The organism is Kocuria sp. CPCC 205263, from assembly GCF_040981075.1.
Taxonomy (GTDB): domain Bacteria; phylum Actinomycetota; class Actinomycetes; order Actinomycetales; family Micrococcaceae; genus Kocuria; species Kocuria rosea.
This window is the reverse complement of record NZ_JAVKPV010000003.1, coordinates 210,487-234,233: the sequence shown is the minus strand read 5'-3', so window position 1 is coordinate 234,233 and position 23,747 is coordinate 210,487. Positions and strand designations below refer to the sequence as shown.

Sequence of the window (23,747 nt, the reverse complement as noted above, 5' to 3'; positions counted from 1 at the left end):
TGGGCCGGGGGCGGCACATCGGCAGCCGGTGCTCAGGAGACGAGGTTGGCCGCGGCTTCGTCCATGTGGGAGAGCATGTAGTCGGCGGCTGCCGGGGCGTCTCCGGCTGCGATGACGTCGACGATGGCGGTGTGCCGGTCCACGCGCATGTTGCCCACGGCCCGGTCCATGCCGGCCCACATGAACGACATCCGGATCGACCCCTCCAGGGCCTGCCACGAGTGCAGGAGCATGGCGTTGTCGGTGAGACGGCACAGCGTTCGGTGGAAGTTCAGGTCCGCCTCGATCCGCTCCTCCAGCGTGTCATCGACAGCTTCGTCCATGGCGCGCACCGCGTCACGCAGTGTGGCCACGGCCGCACCGCGGTGCTCCGCTCGGCTGAGCGTGCGCACGGCCAGGGACTCGAGAGCCGCCCGGACAGCGAAGATGTCGAGGATCTCCTTGGCATCCAGACTGCGCACGGACAGCCGGCCACGGGCTCCGGCGGCGATCAGCCCCTCCTGCTGGAGCTGGCGCATGGCCTCGCGCAGGGTGCCCCGGCTGATCTGCAGCTGCTCGGACAGCTCCGTCTCCACCAGGTGGGTGCCCGGGGGCAGCTCACCGGTGGTGATGGCGCGGCGCAGCGCCGTCAGAGCCTGTTCGCGCAGGTTCACCTTGGCCAGTCCGGCCAGGGCCGCCGTCTGAGAGGTCATCGTGGTCATCCTTCGGAAGCTGGAGGTGGACTGGTCGGACGGGGCGGGGGCGCCGCCTCCTGCCGTGCATCGGACGGAACCCCGGAAGTACCGGTCCGGTCGGCTCCACTGACGACATCAGTGCCATGAACTTGCCGCCGCACAGTGGCTGCGACTCATCCCCTCGATCATACGGCCCTCGTTAACCGTTGACGGAGCCGGATGTGCAGAGCCGACGGTCCCCTGGTAACGGCCAGATCGTCAAGATTTCTGTTGACTGTTAACAGTTGAACCACGTACTGTGATGCCTACCACAGAACTTGTCGACGGGCATCAGTTCCGCGGGCACCAGGACGCCGTATCCCGCGACCAGCTGATCTGACCACCACCACATGAGGGGAAACCCATGCAGCCAACGACTGAGATCGCTCCGGTCGAGCCCGAGCGTCTGACCCGGATCAAGGAGGCGGCTTTCCGCATCCGGACCAACGCACTGATCCAGGGCGAGGTGCAGGGGCAGGGCTACATCGGCCAGGCCCTGGACATCGCCGACGTCCTGGCGGTGCTCTACGCCGACCAACTGAACCTGCGCCCGGAGGACCCGGAGTGGGAGGGCCGGGACCGGTGCCTGCTCTCGATCGGCCACTACGCCATCGCCCTGTACGCCGCCCTGGCCGAGGCGAAGTTCCTGCCGCTGGAGGAGCTGGAGACCTACGCGACCGACGACTCCCGGCTGCCGATGTCGGCGATGGCCTCCTACACGCCGGGGGTGGAGATCTCCGGCGGGTCCCTGGGCCACGGCCTGGTCGTCGCCAACGGCGTAGCCCTGGGGCTCAAGCGCAAGAACAACCCGGCATTCGTCTACAACATCCTCTCCGACGGGGAGCTCAACGAGGGCTCCACCTGGGAGGCCGCCTCCGTGGCCGCCCACCACGAGCTCGACAACCTCATCGCGATCGTGGACTTCAACGACCAGCAGGCCGACGGCAAGAGCCAGGACATGCTGGGCATGGAGCCGATCGAGGGCAAGTTCGAGTCCTTCGGCTGGATCACCCGCCGGGTCGACGGCAACGACGTCGCCGCCGTCCTGACTGCACTGGAGGAGCTGCGGACCATGGAGGCGAACCAGCCGCGGTGCCTGATCGCCAACACCAAGCTCGGCAAGGGCGTGGACTTCCTGGAGAACCGCGAGAAGCTGCACTTCATGACCGTCGCCGCCGACGAATGGAAAAAGGCCCACGACCGACTGAAGGAGTCGTCTCAGGCATGAACACCACCCCGAACACCACGCAGAAGAAGCGGCTGACCTCGGACGCGATGAGCGCCTCCCTGGCTCGGGAGGGCCAGCGGACCACCGCGGCGCCCCTGGGCCACGCCCTGGTGGAGCTGGCCGAACGCGACGAGCGGATCGTGGGCCTGTCGGCCGATCTGGCCAAATACACCGACCTGCACATCCTGCGCGATGCGATGCCCGACCGGTTCTACCAGGTCGGCATGGCCGAACAGGCCCTGCTCGGGGCTGCCGCCGGGCTGGCCATGGAGGGCTTCGTGCCCTTCGCCTCCACCTACTCCGTTTTCGCGACCCGCCGGGCCTACGACTTCCTGTGCCTGGACATCGCCGAGGCGAACCTCAACGTGAACATGGTCTGCGCCCTGCCCGGGCTCACCACCGGCTACGGGCCCTCCCACCAGGCCACCGAGGACGTGGCGATCCTGCGGGGGATGCCCAACCTCACCATCGTGGACCCGTGCGATGCGGTGGACATCGAGCAGGCCGTCGCCCAGCTGGCCGCCCACGACGGGCCCACCTACATGCGGATCCTGCGCGGGAAGGTCCCGCGGGTGCTCGACGAGTACGACTACACCTTCGAGCTCGGCAAGGCCAAGCTGATCCGTGACGGGGCCGAGGTCCTGCTGATCTCCACCGGCCTGATGACCGAGCGCGCCCTGGAGGCCGCCAAGGCCTTGGAGGCCGACAAGGTGGACGTGGCGGTGCTGCACGTGCCCACCCTCAAGCCCCTCGACGAGGCCACCATCCTTGCCGAGCTCGCCAAGGACCGACTGGTGCTCACCTGCGAGAACCACACCGTCATCGGAGGCCTTTTCGACGCGGTCGCCCACACCGCCGTCCGCGACGGCGTCCTGCGGCAGATCACCCCCATCGGGCTGCCCGACGAGTTCCTCGACGCCGGCGCCCTGCCCACCCTCAACGACCGCTACGGGGTCTCCACGACCAAGATCGCCGAGAAGGTCAGGACGCTGCTCCACCCGCGGCACACGGAACGCGTGGACTGAGCACGGCACCGAGCAGCACGACACAGCGGTGGGGGCCGGACGGAGAACTTCTCCGTCCGGCCCCCACCGCTGTCGTGGCACGCGCCGATCGCGCCTGTGCCGGCGCTGCTCATCAGGCGCGCAGCGGACGCGCCATTCTCCAGATGCTGTACTCGCAGGCATGGACCAGTGTCCGCTCGTCTAAGGGACCGTCCAGGACCCAGAGCACATCCAAACGGGGACAGACCACGTCGACCGATCCTCGGTAGCGCACCGTGTCCCAGAGTCGGATCTCGACGACGTCGCCGGCCCGCAGGTCGGACACATCGTGGACCCGTACCCCTGTCGAACCCGGGCGGTGGGGCGAAGCGGAAGGGCCGGAGCGGGCCGGACCGTGCATGGTGCCTCCTGGAAGGTGATGCCGCCGCCTCCCCGCGGGTGCGGGGAGGCGGCGGGCACGTGGCGGGCAGAACGCTCTAGTGCATGTGGCTTCCGCCGTTGATGTCCAGCGTCACTCCCGTGAGGTAGGAGGAGTCCTCGGAGGCCAGGAAGGTGATGGACGCGGCGATCTCCTCGGTGGTGGCCGTGCGCCCGACCGGGATGCCCGCCGCGATGGCCGCCTCCTGCTCGTCGGTGCTCCCCACGCGGATGTTGGTGTCGACCGCCCCGGGGGTCACCGCGTTGACCGTGACACCGGTCGTGCCCAGCTCGCGGGCCAGCGCCTTGGTGAAGCCCAGGATGGCCGCCTTGGCCGCGGAGTAGGGCACCTTGCCGAAGACCCCGCCGCCGCGTTGGGCGGACACGGAGGACATGTTCACGACCCTGCCCCAGCCCTGCTCGATCATCTCGGGCAGGAACGCCTTGGTGACCAGGTAGGTGCCGGTGGCATTGACGTCCATGACCTTGTGCCACAGCTCCAGGGTGGTCTCCAGGAACGGGACCGGGGACGTGATCCCGGCGATGTTAACCACGGCCCCCACCGGCGGCAGATCGCCGGCGGCGACCTCGGCGGCCACCGCGTCGTGGGCGGCGGCCACCGAGACCTCGTCCGCGACGTCGATCGCGTGCCCGAAGGCCGGCACGCCGCACTCCTGCCCGATGTCCTGGGCAACCCGAGCGGATTTCTCGGCGTCGAGATCGAGGATCACCACACCCCATCCTTCACGGGCGAAACGACGGGCAGTGGTGACTCCGATGCCCTTCTCGGACGTGGCTCCGGTGATGACGGCGGTGCGCTGAATGGTCGACATGGTGCTCCTAGGGTGAGTGAGGATGGGTTCTACAGCAGGGACGTGATGTACCCGGCGGCCGCGCGGGCGGCCGCCGGGCGCTGGTCGTGGGTGACGTCGCGGGTCTCGAGCTCGAGCGAGAAGTGGCCGGTGTACCCGACGCGCTGCAGAGCCCGCAGGCCGGCGGCGAAGTCGGCATCGCCGTTGCCGATGCTCAGGTTGATGTTTCCCGCGGTGGCGTCGCGAAGGTGCACGTGGGTGAGCTGCTCGGCGAAGGTCCCCACGAAGCGCACCGGGTCCCCGCCGGAAGCCACGATGTGGCTGAAGTCCATGACCAGACCCACGCCGGTGCCCTCGAGCTCGTCCGCCAGCCGCCGCGCGCGATCCTCGTTCCAGCACAGCCGGAAGAAGTGCAACGACTCGCACCACAGCTCGACGCCGGCCGCCGCGGCCCGCCGGGATGCCTGGGCCAGCTCCCCGGCCACCGTGCGGATGTCCTCCTCGAGGGAGCGGATCGGCTCGTGTTCCAGCGCCCCGCAGGGCAGGACGAGGGCTTCGGCGCCGACAGCGGCCGTGAGCTCCAAGAGCATGTCGAGGTGGTCCGCGCGCTCTGCACGCTGCGCCTCGTCCAGGACCACGTTGAGATCACCCACGTCCCCGTTGACCGAGCGCACGCGCAGACCCGAGTGGTGCACGTCGGCGGCGACCTGCTCGACGGCAGCGGCGTCCAGCCTGCAGGGGACGTGGTCGCAGACCCCGGGCAGGGCTCCCAGATCGATCTCCTCGAAGCCGAGCCCTCCAATGGTGCGCAACGCCTCGGGCAGCGGCTGGTGCCGGAAGCTGATGGACGAGCAGCCCAATCGGGAAGAGATCATGCGATGCGGTCCTTGCCTGAAGCCGTCGAGAACATGTGCTGTGCATCACGCTACTGCGGCTGACTGTTGACAGTCAACATCTGTCGCCTGTGTGCGACTCTTTCGTCAGGAGGCCAAGGGCTGCGCCCAACCCGCGCAGGGACCACAGACCCTGGAATGCTGACGTCATGAACTCACCACAGTCCTCAACGGATCGTGCTGCCGCCTCGGCCGAGAGCGCCACGCGCCCCGCCGAGCCGGACCCGGCCACGCACGTCATCGTTCTCCCCGGAGGCGGGTACGCCGGTCACGCCGACAACGAAGCGGAGCCCATCGCCGAGTGGCTCGGGCAGCTCGGACTGTCAACGAGTGTGTTCCGCTATCCGGTGCACGCCAGGCACCCGGGTCCGCTGGAAGCGGTACGGGCCGAGGTCCGCCGGATCCGGAAGAACGGTGCCGAGCGGGTCGCCCTGCTGGGATCGTCCGCCGGCGGGCATCTGGCCGGCCAGGCCGCCCTGAGCGCTGCACCCTCCACCCTCGATCGAGTCGACGCGGTGATGCTCTGCTATCCGGTGGTGTCCATGGAGCTCGACACCGACAAGGGCAGCCAACAGGAGCTTCTGGGTCCCTCCCCCAGCGCCGAGGCACGGGTCGCAACCTCGCTGGACCGCCTGGTGACTGCGACGGCACCACCGTTCTTCATCTGGCACACCGCCGACGACTCGTCAGTGCCGGTGCAGCACTCCTACCTTCTGGCTCAGGCACTGGCACGCGCGGACGTACCCCACGCCCTGCACGTCTTTCCCGCAGGGACGCACGGCCTCGGACTGGCCGAGGGCAGCGGGGAGCCAGAAGCCTGGCCGGGACTGTGCGCAGCATGGCTGTCCGCATTGGGATGGCCGCGGTGATCCTGGCGCGACACCGCACCGACGGGGCCGAAGCGACTGAGCAGGAGGGGGTAGAAGCAAGGATGTCCATCGCTTGCCGGCCTTGAGCCGGGCCCGACGCGAAGTCGTGGAAACGATCCGTGTCCGACCCCGGCGTCCACAGGCCAGCCGGCGACTGCGCGACCACACCCCCGGGCCGGGGCTGTGACCACTGCCCGGGGCAGGCCGAACAGACGTCAGTGGATCGCGCCCTGGGTGACCGGATGGTGGTGGGGTCCTGTGTCAGATGAGCTCGATGACGTCGGCGATCGAGTCCCGGACCCGTCCGGGACGGTACGGGTAGGTGGTGATGTCGGCGGCTCGGGTGGACCCGCTCAGCACCAGGATCGTCTCCAGCCCGGCTTCGATGCCCGCGACGACGTCGGTGTCCATCCGGTCACCGACCATCACCGTGGTCTCGGAGTGGGCCTCGATGCGGTTCATCGCACTGCGGAACATCATCGGGTTGGGCTTGCCGACGAAGTACGGAACGGCTCCGGTGGCCCGAGTGATCAGGGCCGCGACCGCCCCGGTCGCCGGCAGCGGCCCCTCCGCTGAGGGTCCGGTGGCGTCCGGGTTGGTCGCGATGAAGCGTGACCCGGACTCGATCAGCCGGATCGCCTTGGTGATGGCCTCGAAGGAGTACGTCCGGGTCTCCCCCAGGACCACGTAGTCGGGGCTGACATCGGTGAGGGTGTAGCCCACTTCGTACAGCGCGGTGGTCAGACCCGCCTCACCGACCACGTACGCCGAGCCACCAGGTACCTGGTCGGCGAGGAACCCGGCGGTGGCCAGCGCCGAGGTCCAGATCGACTCCTCGGGCACGGTCAGTCCGCTCTTGGCCAGCCGGGCCGCGAGGTCTCGGGGGGTGTAGATCGAGTTGTTGGTCAGTACCAGGAAACGGCGTTCCTGGTCGACGAGGCGCTGCAAGAAGTCAGCGGCGCCCGGAAGGGCCTCGCCCTCACGGACGAGCACCCCGTCCATGTCCGTCAACCAGCAGTCCGGGCGGGAACGATCCATGACCACACCTCCTGAGATTCGTCATCAACTGTCGACGATGCTACTGCCGGCACCTGATGCCCTCCCTGCGTCCTTCCCACGTCCTGTGCACGGTGACCGGCATCGTCCGTCATCGACGCCGAGGGCAACTGGCCTGTCGGATCGACCGGTGTCCGTCGGCGTGCAGATGCCGTGCTGTCAGCGCGTGCGGTGCCCGGCAAGGACCAGGCGGCGGGTGAGGCCCGCGCCACGGACCACGACGCGTTCGAGAGGTCCCTGTCCGAGGGCGCGGTGCCAGGCGGTGGCGAAAAGCGCGGCCACCCCGATCTGGAGGAAGAACCACAGGTAGGGCTGGTCGTAGTGCACCTCGGCGGACAGGGCCAACAGATGAGCCGAGTACAGGGTGAGGGTCATGGTGCCCATCGCGCTCAACGGCAGCAACCAGCTCCCGAAGCGGCGGGTGAGCAGGAGGAAGCCCCCGAGCACGGCCGCCCCCGAGCCCAGGCCCATCGCCAGGGCCAGGGGCGTGTTGGTGTGCGGGCCGGCAATCGCCAGCCACCACCAGGTGGTGGTCGGCAGCACCGGGTCCGGGCCGAAGACGATGATGTCGTCGATCCCGTCCTCGGTCAGGGCCGGGGTGTGGGTTATGAGCTGGTCGTAGCCACCGGCCTGGAGGATCAGCACCCAGTAGGCCAGCCACGCCACCACGGCGACCCCGAGGCCCAGCAGCAGCAGGCCGACCTGCACCTGGATGCCGGCCAGGTTCAGCCGCCCGATCCCCAGTCCGACCAGCAGGTAGGCCAGGTACGGCAGGGCCGGATAGGTGCCGGTCAGCAGCAGGTGGGCGAGGGTGGCCCCGGGGGCGGCGGCCAGGTCGGCGAAGCCGGGGTTGAGGTCCGCGGTGGCCGGCAGGGCCTCACGGGTGGCGTGCATGAGCACCGGGGCGGCCAGGGCGAACACCGCCGCCCAGGCGAAGAGGGCCTTGGCGGACAGGCTCAGGAACGGGATGGCCAGAACGAAGAAGGCCCCGTAGTAGATCAGGATGTTGATCGCCGGGATCTCCTCGGCGGTGGCGCCCGGGATCAGCGGGTTGATCGCCAGGCCCAGGGCGGTGATCAACCCGGCCCGGACCAGGATACCGGCCCGGGTGGCGTTCATCGCCCGGCCGGTGTGGGCGGTGCGCCCTCCGGAGGTGAAGGCCAGGCTCACCCCGGCCAACAGCGCGAACAGGGCTGCGGACCGTCCGGCGAAGAGCGTCCACTGGACGGTGGGGGCGAAGGTCTCCGGGTCCCAGGCGGGCAGGATGTGGATGGAGACCATGCCGATCAGTGCCAGGCCGCGGGCCGCGTCGATGCCGACCAGCCGCCGCTTGCCGCCGGTGGTGGCCGCAGCTTCCGTGGCGTCGTCGGAGGTTGTGCCTTCGGGAGCTCCCGCACGGGTGGTTGCCCACGGTGTGGTCTCTGCGGAGGCTGCTCCGGCTGCGGAGGCCGGACGGCGGTCGGAATCGGTCATGACAGGTGTGGGCTCCCCCGGGCGATGTGTCGGTGAGCTCCCTGCCCACCGGCCCGGACCGGTGGGCCCAGGACGAACTCCACTGGATCAGCCACCGATATGCCCCAGTTATCGGAACTCTGTGTCGAGGCTGTGAATCGGTCGCTGACCAGGGCGGATCGAGCGGACGGTCCTCTGCGCCCCCGTCGGGCTCCTGGCGGTGGCGCAGGGAGTGCGCAGACCGTCATGGGCGTTCTGCACCGGCTGACACCGACCGCGCAGCACCATCGTGGCGCGCGAATGCGATCGCAAGGACGGGCGTCTCGGGCACTTCGGGGTGGCACACCGCACCTGTTGTCCACCTGGTGGCCACCGGGAGGTCATCGACGCGTCGCAGACTGGGGCTGTGCCGGCACGGAGCCAGTGCCAGGACGGGTCTCACCGGATGAAGCCCGACTGCGCCTCTCATGACGCTGGCACCCCTGTCACAGGGGGATCCGGATCGCGGCGAGTTGCCGCACGGTGCGGGGACACCGCGAGCGTGTCGCACCAGCAGTTCTGGGCGGTGACGTTGCCGTGCTGAAACGCACGCGAAGCAGTTGGGCGGCCAGCACGGGGGGATGCCATGACCGAGCAGAAGACCGATCCACGAGGCCTGCGGACCGGGGTCCGCCTGTTCGTGTTCACGACCCCCTCTGCAGTGGCGGTCCTGGCGGTGGCCACCGACACCCCGGCGGTCATGGTCCTGATCGCGGTTCCCGGGGCCGTGGTGGGCGCCGTGCTGCACCAGGAGCGACGTCGGATCACCGATCAGCCCGCCCTCGCCGGTACGGTTCCGGGGCCCCTCGATCGACCCGGTCCCGGACAGTCGATCACGTCCGCCCCGGAGACACCCCGAGGGGCGGCCGGAAGGGAGAAGAGGTTCGGCGAGCCGGAGTGGCATGTGGGTGATCTGTGTCATCTTCTGTCCATCCCCTGGTCATCCGGAAGTCATCGCCGCGTCGGACACTGGGATGGTGCCGGCACGATGCCAGTGCCAGGACAGGGCCTCCCGGGCGAAGCCTGCCTGCGCCCTTCGTGGTCCTGGACAGGCTGTCACGGGCAACCGGATTGTGGCGGATCACCACAAGGTGCCGGCACACCACGACCACCTCGGACCAGTGGCTCCGTGCACTGGAGCTGCCGCACCGGCAGGAACGAGAAGCCGGTGGGCGATCAGCATAGGGGGACACCATGACCGAGCAGGAGACGGATCTGCAGGACCCACGGGTGCTGCACCGGGCCGCCGAGCACCTCACCGACCGCTGGGCCGGGGTCTTCTTCCCGGAGCTGATCGAGCGCTGCGTAGCCGAGTGCCATACGGATCTGGCACGGCAGGCGAGGATCCCGACGTATTCGGCCCCGATGGCCCTGCACGGTGCCGCCGACCGGCTGCGGACCCTGGCCCGTGAGGACGACCGGGGCCGGTCCGTGCGCCAGGTGCTGTTCGTGGACGACCACGACACCGGACCGGCCGCCTTGGCCGCAGCCCTGCTGGCCGAACACGCCGGGGCGGCGGTGGTGACCCGCTCGGCCGGGATTTCTCCGGGCGCCGCCCTGGACCAGCACGCGGTGCGACTGCTGGCCGAGCACGGGATCGACCCGGCCACCGCAACCCCGAAACCGCTCACCGACTCGATCCTGTCCGCCGCCGACTGGGTCGTCGTCGTCGGCGACCACCGACTCGGGCCGGTGGGCGAGGGCACCCACTGTCAGTCCTGGCCGGCAGTCCCAGCCCTGGGTGCCGACCAGGACCCCGGGTTCGCCGAGCTCGAAACCCGGGTGCAGGCCCTGTGGCTGGAGATCACCGCCGGCACCGGCCCCAAGCCCGCCCGGAAGCAGGCATGAGCCGGCCCATCGACCCCGCGGGGTCGGCCCAGCCCCTGGACACCCATGTGCTGGCGCGCACCGCCGAGCACCTGGCGCAGCGTTACGCCGGGGTGTTCTCCGCCGATCTGGTGGAGCGGATGGTCTTCGAGTCCTACGCGGCCCTGGCCCGCACCGCCCGGGTGCGCGCGCACCTGGCGCCGCTGGCCGGGCACTTCGCGGCCGCTCGGCTGGCGGCCCTGGCCCACGCCCGGGCCACCAGCACGGCCGCCCCGGGGCATGCGGGGGTGCCGCAGGTGCTGTTCGTCGGCGAGCACGACACCGGACGCGCCCAGATCGCCGCGGCTCTGCTGGCCCACCACGCCGGTGACACGCTCACGGTCCGCTCGGCGGGTCTGCTGCCCGGAACGGCACTGGAACCGCACGTCCGCACGGTCCTGGCAGAGCGCGGCATCGACACCGATGACCTGTACCCAAAACCGGTCACCGACGACGTGGTGGCCGGGGCGGACTGGGTCATCACCTTCGGCACCCTCGACGGGATCCCGGTCCCGACCGGGGCCAACCACCAGGACTGGGACGTCGTGGACGTGCTCGAGGCCGGCCCGGCGGCGGTGGCTGCCGTCATCGACGAGCTCGAGGACCGGGTCCAGGCCCTCTACGAACGGATCCGCGCCCACCCACCGGCGCCATAGCGCGGCCACGGCTCCGCTCCGGCGGGAGGAAGCCTGCACCGGCACCGGTTCACCATCGTCGTTGTCGGTGGTATTGAGCAACTCAACAGGGCCTTGCGGGCGATCCACCCCAGGATGGGGTCTGCCTGCGGCCGGAGGACGACATCTCTGTGGCGTCGGTGCGGTGTGAGCAACTGCACCCCATCAACCGCGGTACAGGCCCCGGAACGGTCGGAGCAGACTGGTGCCGGATTCTAAGATCGAGAGCATGGCCCTGGACCTGGAACTTCTCACGCTCAGCACTGCCCTGCTGCTGGCAGCGGCCCTGTGGCCGGCGCTGGCCCAGGCCGCACGCCGCCGACAGCTGACCACGACCGGCCGGCGGCTCCGGAGCCCGCGCGCCACCCTGCTGGGCTTTCTCGGGCCCGTCGCCCTGACCGCGGCCGCGATGGCCCTGATGGTGGCCGTCCGCTTCCTCTGAGCCCCTGCCCCGGGAGCTGACTGCCAGGTCGACCACCGGTTGACCTGCCCCTTCGCCGAACACGCGCCCAGATCGCGGCCGCGGATCGGAGACAGAACGGGCCTGTGCTGATCGGGATCGTCGGGGCGGGGGCCCGGGTGACAGCGGCTGGATGGTTCGCGGCCCAAGGTGCTCGACGGTGGCCCCGGCCAAGGCGTAGGGAACCCCGAGGATCACTTCGCCCGCGCGAAGACGCAGCCCCGGACGGTCGGCGCGTCCGCTAGCGGGACAACCGGACCGTACACCGGGCGGTGCTGTGGGCGTCGTTGCGCGTCCACCATCCGTCCATCCACCGCTCACCGGCTGGTCATGGTCGTGCTCAAGGCTGGGAGCTCAACGCAACCTTGAAAGGGGTTGGACACCATGGCTGACACCGTTTCGTCCATCGACGACCTCACCACCGTGCACGTCGGGAACCGACTGGAGGCCTGGTCCAACGGGGTGCTGCACCACCTCGGGATCGTGGAGGAGAAACTGCCCGAACTGGGAGTGCTGTGGATCCGCGAATCCGGCACCGGCCAGCGCAAGATGCTCGACGTGCTCAGCTACGACCTGCGTGTGCGCTGACCCCTCGACCAGCAGAGGACCTCTCACCGAGACGGTTTCCGGGTACAAGGGTCGGTTCTCGTTCACCCTGTGGGCCAGGGCCACGGAGTACGCGCCGAGAGGTTCCCGGCCGTCTCCGCGAAAGTTCCGCACCCAGCACCAGCAGCCTCTTCCGGCACAAGGACACGATCATGCGCGCATCCACCACCCTCACCTCGGATCTGAGCGATCCAGCCCGATCCCCTGGCCCGCACCGCAGGGTGCGCTCCTGTCTGCGACCGGAGGAGGCATTCCCCGATGAGCTGGGTGGCCTGAGCCTGGCCGAGCTGCAGGTGCTGCACTCCCGGATCTGCCGCCAGCTCGACAGGGAGTACCTCACCACACCGCACGGACCGCACCCCTGCACCACCGACCGGCTCCACGACGTTCTGGGCGAACTCGACGCCCGCGACAACGCCTGAGCCGGCAGCCGTGCCGCACGGCACGTGTCAGCTGATCTCCTGCGCGCCGAGGACGGAGAGCAGTTGCAGCCTCTCGTAGCTCTCGGTGCCCGGCACCGCGGTGTACACCAGCAGCAGGTGCGACTGCTGCGGGTCCAACAGCGTCTGGCAGTTCAGCTCCAGCGTCCCGACCTGCGGATGCACGAAGCGCTTGACCTCCTCGGGCCGGACACCGACCTCGTGCGCGTCCCACAGGTTCCGCAGCTCCTCGCTGCGCGCCAGGGCCAGCTCGGCCAGCTGCGCCGCCCGGGAGGCGGGCCCGCGCCGGGTGACGAGCGTGCGCAGGTGCGAGGCGTACAGGCGCGAGAGAAACGCATGGTCCTCGGGCGCGTACAGCACCCGCGCAGCAGGGTCGGTAAACCAGCGGTAGCCCAGACTGCGGGCCGGGCCGGTGTATCCGGTGGCGTCGCCGGTGAGCGCGACGCCCATCGGGGTCTGGCGCAGCGTCTCGCCCAGCTCGGTGACGATCTCGGCAGGGGTGTCGACCAGGCGGTCGAGGACGCGCAGCAGGCCAGGGCTGATGTGCTCGCTGAGCGCTCCGCGCGCGGGCGGGTGGTGCCCGGCGAGGCGGAAGAGGTGATCGCGCTCGTCCAGATTCAGGTGCAGGCCCTGCGCGATGGCTGCGATCATCTGCTCGGAGGGGCGCGGGCCGCGCTCACGCTCCAGGCGGGCGTAGTAGTCGGTCGACATGTGGCACAGCGCGGCGACCTCCTCACGGCGCAGGCCGCGGGTCCGCCGGCGCCGCCCCCGCGGCAGACCCACGTCCTCCGGCTGCAGCGCCTCGCGCCGCCGGCGCAGGAACTCCGCCAGCCCCGCCCGATCAATCACTGCCCTGTCGATTCCTGCCCGGTCGATCATCGGCCCACCTCTCCGTCGACTCAGGGCTCCTCGTCCCTACCGCTCATTCGTACATCACAGAACCACCCCTCAGCCACGGCCCGCCGATCCCACCTTGAGCCGGCACAGCGAACGGCACCACCGCGGCGGGCGCGGCGGGTTCGCGCCTGGGGTGGATCGACAGGCCCTGGTTGGGGTCGGCGCCGCGGCCGAGGCTGGAGGCACAGCCCGACCCATCCAGGAGGACACCGTGGCCAATCCATCGCCCGTCGACACCCGCCGGCCTCAGCACACCCGGCCCGGCAAGGAGCCGTTCAGCCACACCCGTCCCGGCGAGGCAGCACCCAGTGCCAGCGCGCGAGCGCGCCGTGTGCTCGAGCTGCCGGAGCCCGTGGAGCGCTCCGCGGGGCGCGCCGTCGCACACCGGGCCCTGGACCGCTTGGGCGGACCGGTCGGTCTGGCAGTGGCTGCGGCCCCGACCATCGCTTTCGTGGCCGCCGAGGCCGTCGCCGGGCTCGGCACGGCACTCGTCGCGCTGGCCGTGACCGCGGTGCTGGCCTGCGCGGTGCGCCTGGCGCGCCGCGAGCCGCCGGGGGTCGCGGTCGCCGGGGTGGTGGTCGCAGCGGTCTGCGCGGGCGTGGCGGCCCTCGCGGGTGAGGCGCGTGCCTTCTTCCTGCCCACCACGCTCCTGCCCGCGGTCTTCGTCGCGGCCCACGTCGTCTCGCTGATCGCGCGGCGGCCGCTGATGGGCATCGTCGTCAACCCGCTGGTCGGCGGGCCCAGCGCGTGGCGCGAGCACCGTGAGCTGCGCCGGGTGTACACCGTGAGCACGCTGGTCGTCCTGGTCATGGCCAGCGCGAACCTGCTCGTGCGGGTGCTGTTCTACCTCGAGAGCCAGCTCGCGGTCCTGGCTGCGGTCCAGGTCGGCGTCCCGGCGCTGTTCGCCGTCCACTTCGCCGTCACCGTGGTCCTCGCCCGCCGCGCGGCGGGCAGGCCCACCACCGGGTCCACGCCCGCGTCCCCCACCCCGCTCGCCCCTGACACCGTCCGACCCTGACGCCGTCCACGCCCGATCACCACGACCACAGGAGCAACGTCATGCCTCGCACACCCCAGTTCAACGTGCACGATCTGTCCGGGCGGCGCGCCGTCGTCACCGGAGGCAGCGACGGGATCGGCTTCGGCATCGCGCGTCGGCTCGCCGCCGCCGGCTCCGAGGTGGTCCTGCCGGTCCGCAACCGCGCCAAGGGCGAAGCCGCCGTCGCCCGCATCCGTGCCGAGCACCCGACCGCCCGGGTGTCACTGCGCGAGATGGACCTGTCCTCGCTGCGCTCGGTGGCCGCCCTGGGCGAGCAGCTGCGCGGTGAGGGGCACCCCATCCACCTGCTGATCAACAACGCCGGGGTGATGACCCCGCCGGAGCGGCAGGTCACCGCCGACGGGAGCGAGCTGCAGCTGGGCACCAACCACCTCGGGCACGTTGCGCTGGTGGCGCACCTGCTGCCGCTGCTCGTCGCGGGCCGGGCCCGGGTCACCTCGCAGATCAGCATCGCGGCCAGAAGCGGGGAGGTGAACTGGAGCGACATGAACTGGGAGACCTCCTACGCCGGCATGCGCGCCTACAGCCAGTCGAAGATCGCCCTGGGCCTCTTCGGGCTCGAACTGGACCGGCGCAGCGGCGCCGGCGGCTGGGGCATCACCAGCAATCTCTCGCACCCTGGTGTCGCCCCGACGAGCCTGATGGCGGCGAGGCCGGAGATCGGCAGGGAGCGCGACACCCCCAACATCGCCGTGATCCGCCGCCTGTCCCGAGCGGGGATCCTGGCGGGCACCGTCGACAGTGCGCAGCTGCCGGCGCTGATGGCTGCCACCTCGCCGCAGGCCCGCGGCGGGCTGTTGTACGGGCCGAAGGGACCGGGGAACCTCGGCGGCGGCCCGGGCCAGCACGCCCTGTTCCGCCCCCTGCGCGATCTGCAGGCGGCTGAACGTATCTGGAGGGTCTCCGAGGAACTCGCCGGGGTCTCGTTCGCCACTTCCGTGCCGGTGTGAGCACCGCCGCACCCAGCTCCCGTGAGAGGACCGTCCTCACCCACGGGTCCAGTGACGGTTTCGGCGGAGGCTCGGCAGTGCGGCTTGGGACTGCTGCACGATCAGGGGTCTTCTGAGCTGTCGTGATGGCCGCTGCTCGAGCCATGTGCACAGCGGGTCCCGGGGCCTAGGTCGTCGGACCTCTCACGCTCGGGGCCGGGGCGAAGATCGGCGCCGGCACCGTGGTGAGCACTGACGTCGAGGCCGACACCACAGTTGTGGGCATCAATGAGTGATGAGCCCGCTTCGAACCCCGAGCGTGCGTTCTACCGTCCGTGCCCGGAGGATCCTCGGGGAGAGGGAAGGCGCTCCTTCACCCACGCGACGTCGTGCGGCTCATCGAGTAGACGACGGGACCTGCCGGGATCGCAGTGGTGGCAGTGATGGCAAATCCAAGACGTCGGTAGAGGTGCACATTTCGTTCGTCCGAGGTTTCCAGGGCGACCCGTCCCATGCTGGGGCGGTTCGACCCGAAGGGCACGGCACGCCCCGACACGAACGCGGGGGCCGTTATCGCCAATATTGACTTTCGATAGATAAAGAGTGAAACTCGATGCATGACTAATGAACGTCAGGCGGTTGCCCCTCTCCGAATCTTCCTCGCGCTGCTGTTCGGGATCTTGGTGCTGTTCCAGGTCATGTCCCTGCCGGGGCAGTTCGCCCACATGGCCCAGGAGTCCCCGGAAATGGCGTATCTGCGGTGGCCGGCGACGGCCGTGACGGTGTTCTGGGTGCTGTGCGCCCAGGTGGTGATCATCTCCACCTGGAAGCTGCTCACCCTGGTGAAGAAGGACCGCATCTTTACGACGGCCTCCCTGGTGTGGGTCGATGCCATCGTGTGGGCCGTCGCCGCCGCCTGGGCCGTACTGCTGGGCGTGTTCCTCTATGTCGGTTTCAACGCGAATGATCCCGGGTTGCCGCTGCTGCTGTTTTTGATGCTGACTGGTGTCACGGTGCTGGGATTGCTGATGGTGGTGATGCGGGCGTTGCTGCGCCAGGCCACGACCCTGCGCACCGACATGGAAGCGGTGATCTGATGCCGATCGTCGTGCGCATCGACGTCGAGTTGGCCAAGCGCAAGATGAGCGTCGGAGAATTCGCCGAACGCGTCGGGCTCACCCCCGCCAATGTCGCCGTGCTGAAGAACGGCCGGGCCAAGGCGGTGCGCTTTTCCACCCTGGAGGCCATGTGCCGGGTGCTCCAGTGCCAGCCCGGGGACCTGCTCGAGTGGGTCGAGGACTGAACCACTCCCGCCCTCTGGAATACCTTGACTCCGTCGCCCCGCTCCCCGGCCACCCTCGGCGGCCGTCTCGCACCTGTGAGAGGACACCTCGTGAAGTACGTCATCCCCCTCGTCATCATCGCCATCGGCCTCGCGTTGGGCGTCGCCGGCCTCGTCTACGGCGAAGCTGACGACTCACCGGGTCTGCAGTTGTTGGGCGTCCTGCTCGTCCTGGCCACGGTGGTGTTCGGTGTGCGAACCGCCCGACGCAGCAGCTAATAGTCCAGTGGGGCAGGTCTCGCCAGCGGTGCCGGCGAGGAAAACCTGACCACTCGGTCGCGCCGGTCGGGTGCGTGCGTCACAGCCCTCCGGCGACCTCGATCGTGGTCCCGGTGGCGTAGGAGGCGTCCTCGGAGAGCAGCCAGGCGACCGCCCCGGCGATCTCCTCGGGCCGGCCGGCACGGCCCATCGGGATCGTCGCGGCGACCTTGGCCGGGCGGTCCGGATCACGGTGGAAATCTGTCCACACCGTGCCCGGGGCCACCGCGTTGACCCGGATGTTGTCGGCGGCCAGTTCCTTGGCCAGGCCCACGGTGAAGGCCTCCACCCCGGCTTTGGCCGCCGCGTAGTGCACGTAGGTGCCGGGTCCGCCCAGAGACGCGGCGACCGAGGAGATGTTCACGATCGCGCCGCCGCCGGCGCGCCGGAGCGGGCCGATGGCGCGCTGGGTGCAGGCGATGACCCCGAAGAGGTTGACCTCCAGGTCCCGGCGGATCTCCTCGAGGTCATTGGTCTCCAGCGGGCCCACCGCCGTGGCGGCCCCGGCGTTGTTGACCAACCCGGTCAGGGCCCCGAAGGAGGCGACCCGGTCGAAGAGCTCGGCGACCGAACCCGGATCGGTCATCTCCACCGGCACGGTCAGGGCGCGGCGGCCGCTGCGGCGCACCTGCTCGGCGACGTCCTCGGCGGCGTTGCGGTCGCGTCGGTAGGTGATCACTACATCGTGGCTCTGCGCGGCGAGGCGGCGGCTGATGGCGGCCCCGATACCGCGGCCGCCACCGGTGACCACGGTCAGCGGGGTCGACATCACGATCCTCCTCGTACGTCGGTGTCAGTGACCGTCCACGCTAGTCGAAACCACCACAGGAACACCCGCAGCGGCGAGAAGTCAGGCACGGCCGAACGGAGGCCCTCAGGGCACCTCGGTCAAGGGCCCACCCAGTGTCCACGAGAGAAGCCACATCACCCTGCAGCCGCCGTGAGCCGTGCCAGTAGGACAGGTCCGGCGATGAGACCGGGCCATGGACTCGTTGTCTGGTCCCAAGCACTCCAGGCGTCGTGGGTACGGATTGCTTCAGCTCGATGAACAGCACCCGGGTCTCCGTGGTTCCCACGTTATGACCCACGTGGTTCTGGGCTGGTAGCCACTGCACGTGGTGGGCAGCCATCTCGACCGAACGCGTACTGCCGTTGACGGTGATCTCCGTTGGAACGCGCTGAGGGTGACCATCCCGCTGTCCCCGTGGTGATGCTCATGGGTCCTGTCACCGGGATGGTCCCGGTACTCCAGCGCCCGTACCCGCTCGTTCTCGAAAACCACCTTGTAGAGCTGTGGGTCCGTCGTCGTCGGGTCCTTATCCATGGTCTGCTCCCGATAATTGCGGCACCTGGAGGCCGTGAGTCGGGCGATCGGAGCCTGAGAGCCCGAACTTTACGCTTTGCCCTGCAACGGAACAACGGCCTCCCACATGCTCGACGACGCCGGGATTCCATGGCGCAACAGTCGCGGTCGGGGTCGCGCAGACGGCGTGGTGACAGTGGGGAACAGGCGGCAACATGAGGGTCGCACCAGGTGCCACCGCCACGGTGCCAACAACACCGCCCACCAGCACTCAGGCCGACCGGCGATTCCCGCACATCCGTGCAGGACCAGACCGACCAGTTGCCCGGTCGCCGGTCTCGGCCCGGATCAGGCTGACGAAGGCACGTGAGGGCCACCTTTCTCACCGGTCATATGCAAAGCGGTCGGGGGTGTTGCTCGTCGTGGCGGCAGCCCACCTCCGGTGAGCGCCCACAGGGGACCCGCCACCGTGCTGAACACCACTGCGACGCCCGTTCGACGACTGCGGGGATGCCCGGGGGCATTCTTTTCTTCATCACTTCCCGCTCGACGTCCGTGGCGAGTTGCGGCGTCTCCTGGGGTTGATCGCTCCGTTGTGCCTGTCCACCAAGCGCATCGGCTGACCCACCCGATGCGCGCCCCGAAGTAGGGTCACAGCCATGGGGAATCAGCCGTACGAGTTGATGACAGGGCGGCAGGCCGCTGACGCACTCGATGCCTATCTGGCCGAACGCGCCCCGGCACTGCACCGTCTGCACACGGCCCTGGCCGGTCAGGGCCGGGATCCCGACAGGTTGCTCGATGGGTCGGTCTACTCCGTGTCGCCGATGTGGTCGTGGATCAACGCCCGCGTCGGTCAGCTCGGCCTGGACCCGCGTCCGCTCACCGCCGATCCGTCTCGGTCGACCTGGCCGTCCTGGGCCCGGCACGGCCGGCTCGTGGACCCGCACCCGCCGGCTGAGACGATCGTCCTCGTCGACGGCTTCGCCTCCTACCTCGGCCAGGTCCTCCTCGACGCAGCCCCGCAGGCGATCTGGCAGGTCGGTGAGCACATCATGGCCGACCACCCGCTGCTGAACTACCCGGTGCTCGCCTCGGACCACCTCCAGATCTTCCTGCCCGCTCTCCCGCTCTACAGCGTCTACCAGTCCGCCCACGGACGGGACCCGATGAGCGGGACCGAGATGCTCACCCACACCCGCCGCACCATCGCGGCCCTGCACGGGGAAGGCCCGGAAGCCGCCGCCCTCGAGGAGCCGCTGGTGACGGTGGTCGCCGAGCTCGACTGCTTCGACGTCGGATTGCGCGAGGACATCCCGGCCGCCCACCCAGGACTGGTGGAGCACCTGATCGCCGAGCTGTGCGACCGCGACGGCGTCGCCTCGGTCCACCGCTACGGTCCGGCCGCCCTGGTCGTGGACGTCGCGGACTGGGACGAGCTGCGGTTGAAAATGTGGTGCACGCTGTGGTTGCAGCGTCATCTGCCGCGGTAGCAGTGCGCACATTCTGAGACCGTGGCCGGCCCCGGCTACGGTATAGGAATCTGGATCCCGTCTCGCGCGTGTGGATGACTCTGCTCCACCCCGGCTCTGCATTCGACGGGCCGCTGCCCGACCCTGACAGGACCCTGCCATGCCGTTCACCCCCTATCGGCTGATGACCGTCGAGCAGGCAACGGCTGCCCTCGAGGAGTTCCTCGCCGAGCGCCCCGCCGCACTGGAGCGCCTGCGCACCGAGCTCACCGGCCACGGGATGAACCCGGCCACGCTGCTCGACGCCTCCCCGGCCTCCCTCACCCCGTTGTGGACCTGGATCACCAGCCGGCGCACCGAACTCGCCGCCAACCCCGCCGCAGGCGTGCCGGTGCTGCCGCGGGAGCAGTGGCCCTCCTGGGCCCGGCACTCCGTGACCGGCGTGAGAGTCCCGTCGGCGACGATGGACGTCCTGGTCGACGGGCTGGTCTCCTACCTCGCCACCGTGCTCATCACAGGAGCCCCCAACGCCCGGTGGGGCCTGGGCTCACCGGAGGACCCGCGCCACCACCTGCACCACCACCCGGTGCTCATCGGCCGCGGCCACCAGGTCTATGTCCCGACCCTGCCGCTGGGCGGGGTGCTGCGGCTCAAGCGCGGGGAGAAGTCACTGCACGCCACCGAACTGGAGCAGTACGCGGACGGTGTCATCAACGATCTGCGCACCAGCTCGCACGCCGTTGACGGCCCGCTGGACTTCCCGGTGAACGTCGTGGCCGAACCCGCATCTTTCGACGTCGGGGTGCACCCGGTCATCGCCGAGCGCAACTCGCGGCTGGTCGACCGCATGGCCCACGAGCTCGTTCGTCAGCGCGGGATCGACTCAGTGCTCAAAAGCGCCCCCGATGCGCTGCACGTAGACGCCCCGGACTGGCACGCCGATGAACTGGAGCAGTGGCTCACTGCCTGGATGAAGGCCAACGGCCCGTTCATCCGTTGAACACCCCACGCCCGCACTGCCCGCGCCACGACCGGTGCTCCGCATTCTCGCCATACACCCGATGCTGCCGACGGAACGGTGAAGTACCGGTACGACCTCACCTACGGCTACAACCGAGCACAGTTGCAGGATTTTCGCCGGGAACCTCAGTGACCGATCCAGCGCCGCGAACCCCCCTCGGCTTTCCCACCTCCGTTCGGCACCACGGGAGGTTCCGCGGCCTCGGCCCGCACGTCATCTTTCTCGGCACGTACCAAAACGCTTCAGATTCTGGCACCAGAGTTTTTCACTGCCGGAACGAGCCCGCCTCCGGGCTCTCCGCTTGTCGCGCCATCACGTCCCGAGGACCCTACCGACGGCCGGCGCGATCGCCAAAATCACGTTGTCGGTCCACACGGCAAACCGAATGTGGAGCCCGCGCTGCAACACAACCCGCTGCCGGCCAGGCCATAGGCAAAGCAAATCAAGGGCACCCTGGCTGAAACGCCCGGAGTATGAAATGTCGTGAGGAGAGCATTCCCGGTTCGTGGCGTGATCGAGGCTCAGGTCGTACGCCGCTTGCGCGCGCAAAGGCAACTGTTGTAAAAGTCCAATGCGGCACCCGGGTGCACTGGTACTCCGACGTCGTCTCCTTTTCGGAGGTTTCGGTGCAGGTTCGTATCGCAGAGAGCGTTGCTCTGGTCACCATCGGTGATGGTGTCATTGCCACATTGTTCCCGGCACGTCATGCCACCCGCTGGATGATCGGACCCGACTCTCTGGGCAGGGTGATGTCGGTGTTCATGGAACACCCCGGGCTGACGCGGGCCGTCGGCGTGGTGCAGCTCGCTGCCGGGATCGCTTGGGTGGCGGCCCTGCCGCCGAAGCCGAGGTGACCGACACCCCGCCTCGAGCCTCGAAGACCCCGGACTGGGCCACCCGGGTGGTGAGGCTTCCGCGGGGCTGAGCCAAGCCGGGCCACACCGCCGGCAGAGCAGCCCGTGCCAGGAGCGCACCTCCCCCGCAGCGACCCGGGTGGAGACATCTGGCGTCCCCGCCGCGCACAGCCAGCACTGCCCTTCTCGTTATCTGCCCTTGTCAACGGGAGGATTGGGTGTACCCGTCGGTTAGGGAAATGTGGGCTTGGCCGGCTACGGATCCTTGTGGCCTGCCGCGCCCCGCCCCTAGCGTGGCCATACCGGGCCATTGGTTTGGTGCTGTTGCACGCGATGAAGGGTGCTCCTGTGGATCACAAGCTCTCCGTCCTTGTTCAGATGGATCTCGAGAACAGATCCGTGCGGCTGGTGGTCACCGGGTGTGTGACCGAGGCCAATCAGCACGTGCTGTATCCGTTGGTCCGCCGGGCCCGGACGCTGATCCCGCCGGTGGCGGTCAGTGTCGATCTCACCTCCGCAGGACACGTCGAGGCCATCGCCGTGGACCTGTTGCGTTGGACGATCGATCACGACGAGCCCGTGCCCGGCGCCGACCCGGTACGGATCCTCACCCCCACCCCCTTCCCCGCCCATTCTTCCGTACCTGCCTGGAACACTGGCCGCCGGAAGTCCGCCAGGTCCTTGCCGGCATGAGCGGAGCTTCCCCTTCCGCGTACGGCCGGGCCGGCACGGCCGGCACCCGCCCACGACCCGCGTGTGGCCCCCGGTGATGACCACGTCCCACCGCCACGGCGCATCGGTCCAGCCGGCCGAGTTCACTCGCATCCTGACCGGTCTGCACCAACGGTGGCGCACCACCACCGGCGGGGCGCGGGTGGCCGCGGTCGCCCAGGCGGGCGTCCACCACGTATCCGGGGCGCGGTGGGCCAGTGTGGTCCTACACCGTCCCGGGCAGACCCGTACGCTGGTGGCCACCGCCCCCACCGCCCAGGACCTCGAGACCCTCCAGCACGAGCTCGGTTCCGGCCCCGGCGTGGACCCCGTCCTGGAGGGCAACGTCTGTCTCTGCCCGGATCTGGCCCAGGATCACCGGTGGCCCACCTTCGGGTCCCAGGCCCGGGGACGACTCGGAGTGGCCGCTCTGCTGACCTGCCGGGTGCCCCTGCCGGAGGACCCGGACACCACCATCGGCTTCACCTTGTCCTCGGACACCCCGAACGTGTTCGACGTCCACGCCACGTGGGTCGGGGCCCTGTTGGCGTCCCAGGCCGCCCTGGCCGTCTCGGCCCAACTGCACCGACAGCAGCTGCAGAACCTGGAACGGGCTCTGGAGTCCAACCGGGAGATCGGGGCCGCGGTCGGGGTGCTGATGGCCCGCCACGGGATCACCCGGTGCCAGGCCTTCGACCTCCTGCGCGAGGCCAGCCAGGACACCGGCCGGAAACTGGCCGCCATCGCCACCGGCGTCGTCGACACCGGGGAACTGACCTCGCCGCCCACCCAGGCCGGCAGGCAGGCCCATCGCTTGCCCGAAGCATCACCGTGACGCCCTCCGCACAGGTTCTCGGCCGCGGTGGACCAATGGCAAGACCTGGGACATTCGCTCCACTGTCGACGGGTGCGCTGGGCCCGGGTGGCGGCGTGGTCTCGTCCCGGAGGAACCCCTGCTCCCGGAAGGGCGCTTCCCACCACGATCACCGCGGAAAGAGCACCGTGGGGAGACAGGAGAAAGGGGCGGGACGGCCCCCCAGCCGTTCCCGACCCTCTACTCTCCGCCTCGAACCGGAAACCCACACATGGTGGCGGATCCCCCGGATCCATCGCGTGCCAGCTTGCCCAGAGCTCGAGAGGTCCTGGGAATCGCCCTCTCACCAGCAGAGTCACTCATTCCATCCATCGGGGCAAGACCCCCGAGGAGTCCGGGCATTCACAAAAGGAAGCAAACTTGTGTGAGGGCGAACACGCAGGGATGCCGGGCCGCGAATCCCAGGCCCCGTTCGAACATGGCGAGCATCCACGGTGCACTCCAGGGGAAGCAATTCCTTCCTCGACCATCTGCACGCAGGATCATGCCGGTCGCCA

General features: G+C 69.5%; 25 protein-coding genes. 18 read left to right on the top strand and 7 right to left on the bottom strand.

Annotation, left to right across the window (positions count from 1 at the left end):
• Positions 1–32: 32 nt before the first annotated feature.
• A complete protein-coding gene (locus RF647_RS05850) occupies positions 33–692 on the bottom strand; it encodes a GntR family transcriptional regulator (protein ID WP_368810915.1) in 660 nt (219 codons plus the stop codon).
• A 385-nt stretch (positions 693–1,077) separates the two neighbouring features.
• On the opposite strand from RF647_RS05850, the gene RF647_RS05845 reads away from it, so the two are divergent.
• A complete protein-coding gene (locus RF647_RS05845) occupies positions 1,078–1,941 on the top strand; it encodes a transketolase (RefSeq protein WP_368810914.1) in 864 nt (287 codons plus the stop codon).
• Positions 1,938–2,966, top strand: coding sequence for a transketolase family protein (locus tag RF647_RS05840; RefSeq protein WP_368810913.1), 1,029 nt, complete (start codon positions 1,938–1,940; stop codon positions 2,964–2,966). Before RF647_RS05845 ends, RF647_RS05840 begins: the two co-directional genes overlap by 4 nt.
• A 455-nt stretch (positions 2,967–3,421) precedes the next feature.
• Here RF647_RS05840 and RF647_RS05835 read toward each other — a convergent pair whose 3' ends face one another.
• Positions 3,422–4,195, bottom strand: a complete 774-nt coding sequence (locus tag RF647_RS05835) for an SDR family NAD(P)-dependent oxidoreductase (RefSeq protein WP_368810912.1) — start codon at positions 4,193–4,195, stop codon at positions 3,422–3,424.
• Between the two features lie 29 nt (positions 4,196–4,224).
• Entirely contained in the window at positions 4,225–5,049 is an 825-nt protein-coding gene (locus tag RF647_RS05830; RefSeq protein WP_368810911.1) for a sugar phosphate isomerase/epimerase family protein, read from the bottom strand.
• A 167-nt stretch (positions 5,050–5,216) separates the two neighbouring features.
• Here RF647_RS05830 and RF647_RS05825 point away from each other — a divergent pair, with 167 nt between their 5' ends.
• Positions 5,217–5,936, top strand: coding sequence for an alpha/beta hydrolase (locus RF647_RS05825; protein WP_368810910.1), 720 nt, complete (start codon positions 5,217–5,219; stop codon positions 5,934–5,936).
• A 261-nt stretch (positions 5,937–6,197) separates the two neighbouring features.
• Here the strand turns inward: RF647_RS05825 and RF647_RS05820 are convergent, their stop codons facing one another.
• Together RF647_RS05820 and RF647_RS05815 are read right to left on the bottom strand one after the other, a co-directional pair.
• Positions 6,198–6,974: an HAD-IIA family hydrolase gene (locus RF647_RS05820; RefSeq protein WP_368810909.1), complete on the bottom strand. Its 777-nt coding sequence runs from the start codon at positions 6,972–6,974 to the stop codon at positions 6,198–6,200.
• A gap of 177 nt (positions 6,975–7,151) precedes the next feature.
• Positions 7,152–8,465 carry a heparan-alpha-glucosaminide N-acetyltransferase domain-containing protein gene (locus RF647_RS05815; protein ID WP_368810908.1) on the bottom strand — a complete coding sequence of 438 codons (1,314 nt, stop codon included), beginning with the start codon at positions 8,463–8,465 and terminating at the stop codon, positions 7,152–7,154.
• Positions 8,466–9,677: 1,212 nt separating this feature from the next.
• Here RF647_RS05815 and RF647_RS05810 point away from each other — a divergent pair.
• The 5 genes from RF647_RS05810 (at position 9,678) to RF647_RS05790 (ending at position 12,511) form a co-directional block, all read left to right on the top strand.
• On the top strand, positions 9,678–10,331 hold the full coding sequence (locus RF647_RS05810; RefSeq protein ID WP_368810907.1) for a low molecular weight phosphatase family protein: 654 nt from the start codon (positions 9,678–9,680) through the stop codon (positions 10,329–10,331).
• Positions 10,328–11,005: a low molecular weight phosphatase family protein gene (locus RF647_RS05805; protein WP_368810906.1), complete on the top strand. Its 678-nt coding sequence runs from the start codon at positions 10,328–10,330 to the stop codon at positions 11,003–11,005. The genes RF647_RS05810 and RF647_RS05805 overlap by 4 nt, the downstream gene beginning before the upstream one ends.
• Positions 11,006–11,252: 247 nt before the next feature.
• Entirely contained in the window at positions 11,253–11,465 is a 213-nt protein-coding gene (locus tag RF647_RS05800) for a hypothetical protein (RefSeq protein WP_368810905.1), read from the top strand.
• A gap of 402 nt (positions 11,466–11,867) precedes the next feature.
• Positions 11,868–12,071 (top strand): hypothetical protein, encoded by a 204-nt coding sequence (locus RF647_RS05795; RefSeq protein ID WP_126350191.1) that lies wholly within the window; start codon positions 11,868–11,870, stop codon positions 12,069–12,071.
• A 170-nt stretch (positions 12,072–12,241) separates the two neighbouring features.
• Positions 12,242–12,511: a hypothetical protein gene (locus RF647_RS05790; protein ID WP_368810904.1), complete on the top strand. Its 270-nt coding sequence runs from the start codon at positions 12,242–12,244 to the stop codon at positions 12,509–12,511.
• Positions 12,512–12,538: 27 nt separating this feature from the next.
• Here the strand turns inward: RF647_RS05790 and RF647_RS05785 are convergent, their stop codons facing one another.
• Positions 12,539–13,378 carry a helix-turn-helix transcriptional regulator gene (locus RF647_RS05785; protein WP_368810903.1) on the bottom strand — a complete coding sequence of 280 codons (840 nt, stop codon included), beginning with the start codon at positions 13,376–13,378 and terminating at the stop codon, positions 12,539–12,541.
• 259 nt (positions 13,379–13,637) lie between these two features.
• On the opposite strand from RF647_RS05785, the gene RF647_RS05780 reads away from it, so the two are divergent.
• The 5 genes from RF647_RS05780 (at position 13,638) to RF647_RS05760 (ending at position 16,976) form a co-directional block, all read left to right on the top strand.
• On the top strand, positions 13,638–14,444 hold the full coding sequence (locus RF647_RS05780; RefSeq protein ID WP_368810902.1) for a DUF3159 domain-containing protein: 807 nt from the start codon (positions 13,638–13,640) through the stop codon (positions 14,442–14,444).
• Positions 14,445–14,485: 41 nt separating this feature from the next.
• Positions 14,486–15,436: an SDR family oxidoreductase gene (locus RF647_RS05775; RefSeq protein WP_368810901.1), complete on the top strand. Its 951-nt coding sequence runs from the start codon at positions 14,486–14,488 to the stop codon at positions 15,434–15,436.
• Positions 15,437–16,032: 596 nt separating this feature from the next.
• Entirely contained in the window at positions 16,033–16,512 is a 480-nt protein-coding gene (locus tag RF647_RS05770) for a DUF2975 domain-containing protein (RefSeq protein ID WP_368810900.1), read from the top strand.
• Positions 16,512–16,718, top strand: coding sequence for a helix-turn-helix domain-containing protein (locus RF647_RS05765; protein WP_368810899.1), 207 nt, complete (start codon positions 16,512–16,514; stop codon positions 16,716–16,718). Before RF647_RS05770 ends, RF647_RS05765 begins: the two co-directional genes overlap by 1 nt.
• Before the next feature lie 90 nt (positions 16,719–16,808).
• On the top strand, positions 16,809–16,976 hold the full coding sequence (locus tag RF647_RS05760) for a hypothetical protein (protein ID WP_368810898.1): 168 nt from the start codon (positions 16,809–16,811) through the stop codon (positions 16,974–16,976).
• Between the two features lie 79 nt (positions 16,977–17,055).
• Here RF647_RS05760 and RF647_RS05755 read toward each other — a convergent pair whose 3' ends face one another.
• Positions 17,056–17,784 (bottom strand): SDR family NAD(P)-dependent oxidoreductase, encoded by a 729-nt coding sequence (locus RF647_RS05755; RefSeq protein ID WP_368810897.1) that lies wholly within the window; start codon positions 17,782–17,784, stop codon positions 17,056–17,058.
• A 1,193-nt stretch (positions 17,785–18,977) separates the two neighbouring features.
• On the opposite strand from RF647_RS05755, the gene RF647_RS05750 reads away from it, so the two are divergent.
• The 5 genes from RF647_RS05750 to RF647_RS05730 all read left to right on the top strand — a co-directional run bounded on the left by RF647_RS05750 (position 18,978) and on the right by RF647_RS05730 (position 23,211).
• Positions 18,978–19,811 carry a hypothetical protein gene (locus tag RF647_RS05750; RefSeq protein ID WP_368810896.1) on the top strand — a complete coding sequence of 278 codons (834 nt, stop codon included), beginning with the start codon at positions 18,978–18,980 and terminating at the stop codon, positions 19,809–19,811.
• A gap of 139 nt (positions 19,812–19,950) precedes the next feature.
• Positions 19,951–20,790, top strand: coding sequence for a hypothetical protein (locus RF647_RS05745; RefSeq protein WP_368810895.1), 840 nt, complete (start codon positions 19,951–19,953; stop codon positions 20,788–20,790).
• A 605-nt stretch (positions 20,791–21,395) separates the two neighbouring features.
• Entirely contained in the window at positions 21,396–21,665 is a 270-nt protein-coding gene (locus RF647_RS05740) for a hypothetical protein (protein ID WP_368810894.1), read from the top strand.
• 348 nt (positions 21,666–22,013) lie between these two features.
• A complete protein-coding gene (locus RF647_RS05735) occupies positions 22,014–22,358 on the top strand; it encodes a hypothetical protein (protein WP_368810893.1) in 345 nt (114 codons plus the stop codon).
• 76 nt (positions 22,359–22,434) lie between these two features.
• A complete protein-coding gene (locus RF647_RS05730; protein WP_368810891.1) occupies positions 22,435–23,211 on the top strand; it encodes an ANTAR domain-containing response regulator in 777 nt (258 codons plus the stop codon).
• Positions 23,212–23,747 lie beyond the last annotated feature (536 nt).

Bases quoted from the DNA above. Each gene is read 5' to 3' on its own strand.
- RF647_RS05850 (WP_368810915.1), bottom strand. From the start codon at position 692: ATGACCTCTCAGACGGCGGCCCTGGCCGGACTGGCCAAGGTGAACCTG.
- RF647_RS05845 (WP_368810914.1), top strand. From the start codon at position 1,078: ATGCAGCCAACGACTGAGATCGCTCCGGTCGAGCCCGAGCGTCTGACC.
- RF647_RS05840 (WP_368810913.1), top strand. From the start codon at position 1,938: ATGAACACCACCCCGAACACCACGCAGAAGAAGCGGCTGACCTCGGAC.
- RF647_RS05835 (WP_368810912.1), bottom strand. From the start codon at position 4,195: ATGTCGACCATTCAGCGCACCGCCGTCATCACCGGAGCCACGTCCGAG.
- RF647_RS05830 (WP_368810911.1), bottom strand. From the start codon at position 5,049: ATGATCTCTTCCCGATTGGGCTGCTCGTCCATCAGCTTCCGGCACCAG.
- RF647_RS05825 (WP_368810910.1), top strand. From the start codon at position 5,217: ATGAACTCACCACAGTCCTCAACGGATCGTGCTGCCGCCTCGGCCGAG.
- RF647_RS05820 (WP_368810909.1), bottom strand. From the start codon at position 6,974: ATGGATCGTTCCCGCCCGGACTGCTGGTTGACGGACATGGACGGGGTG.
- RF647_RS05815 (WP_368810908.1), bottom strand. From the start codon at position 8,465: ATGACCGATTCCGACCGCCGTCCGGCCTCCGCAGCCGGAGCAGCCTCC.
- RF647_RS05810 (WP_368810907.1), top strand. From the start codon at position 9,678: ATGACCGAGCAGGAGACGGATCTGCAGGACCCACGGGTGCTGCACCGG.
- RF647_RS05805 (WP_368810906.1), top strand. From the start codon at position 10,328: ATGAGCCGGCCCATCGACCCCGCGGGGTCGGCCCAGCCCCTGGACACC.
- RF647_RS05800 (WP_368810905.1), top strand. From the start codon at position 11,253: ATGGCCCTGGACCTGGAACTTCTCACGCTCAGCACTGCCCTGCTGCTG.
- RF647_RS05795 (WP_126350191.1), top strand. From the start codon at position 11,868: ATGGCTGACACCGTTTCGTCCATCGACGACCTCACCACCGTGCACGTC.
- RF647_RS05790 (WP_368810904.1), top strand. From the start codon at position 12,242: ATGCGCGCATCCACCACCCTCACCTCGGATCTGAGCGATCCAGCCCGA.
- RF647_RS05775 (WP_368810901.1), top strand. From the start codon at position 14,486: ATGCCTCGCACACCCCAGTTCAACGTGCACGATCTGTCCGGGCGGCGC.
- RF647_RS05770 (WP_368810900.1), top strand. From the start codon at position 16,033: ATGACTAATGAACGTCAGGCGGTTGCCCCTCTCCGAATCTTCCTCGCG.
- RF647_RS05765 (WP_368810899.1), top strand. From the start codon at position 16,512: ATGCCGATCGTCGTGCGCATCGACGTCGAGTTGGCCAAGCGCAAGATG.
- RF647_RS05755 (WP_368810897.1), bottom strand. From the start codon at position 17,784: ATGTCGACCCCGCTGACCGTGGTCACCGGTGGCGGCCGCGGTATCGGG.
- RF647_RS05750 (WP_368810896.1), top strand. From the start codon at position 18,978: ATGGGGAATCAGCCGTACGAGTTGATGACAGGGCGGCAGGCCGCTGAC.
- RF647_RS05745 (WP_368810895.1), top strand. From the start codon at position 19,951: ATGCCGTTCACCCCCTATCGGCTGATGACCGTCGAGCAGGCAACGGCT.
- RF647_RS05730 (WP_368810891.1), top strand. From the start codon at position 22,435: ATGACCACGTCCCACCGCCACGGCGCATCGGTCCAGCCGGCCGAGTTC.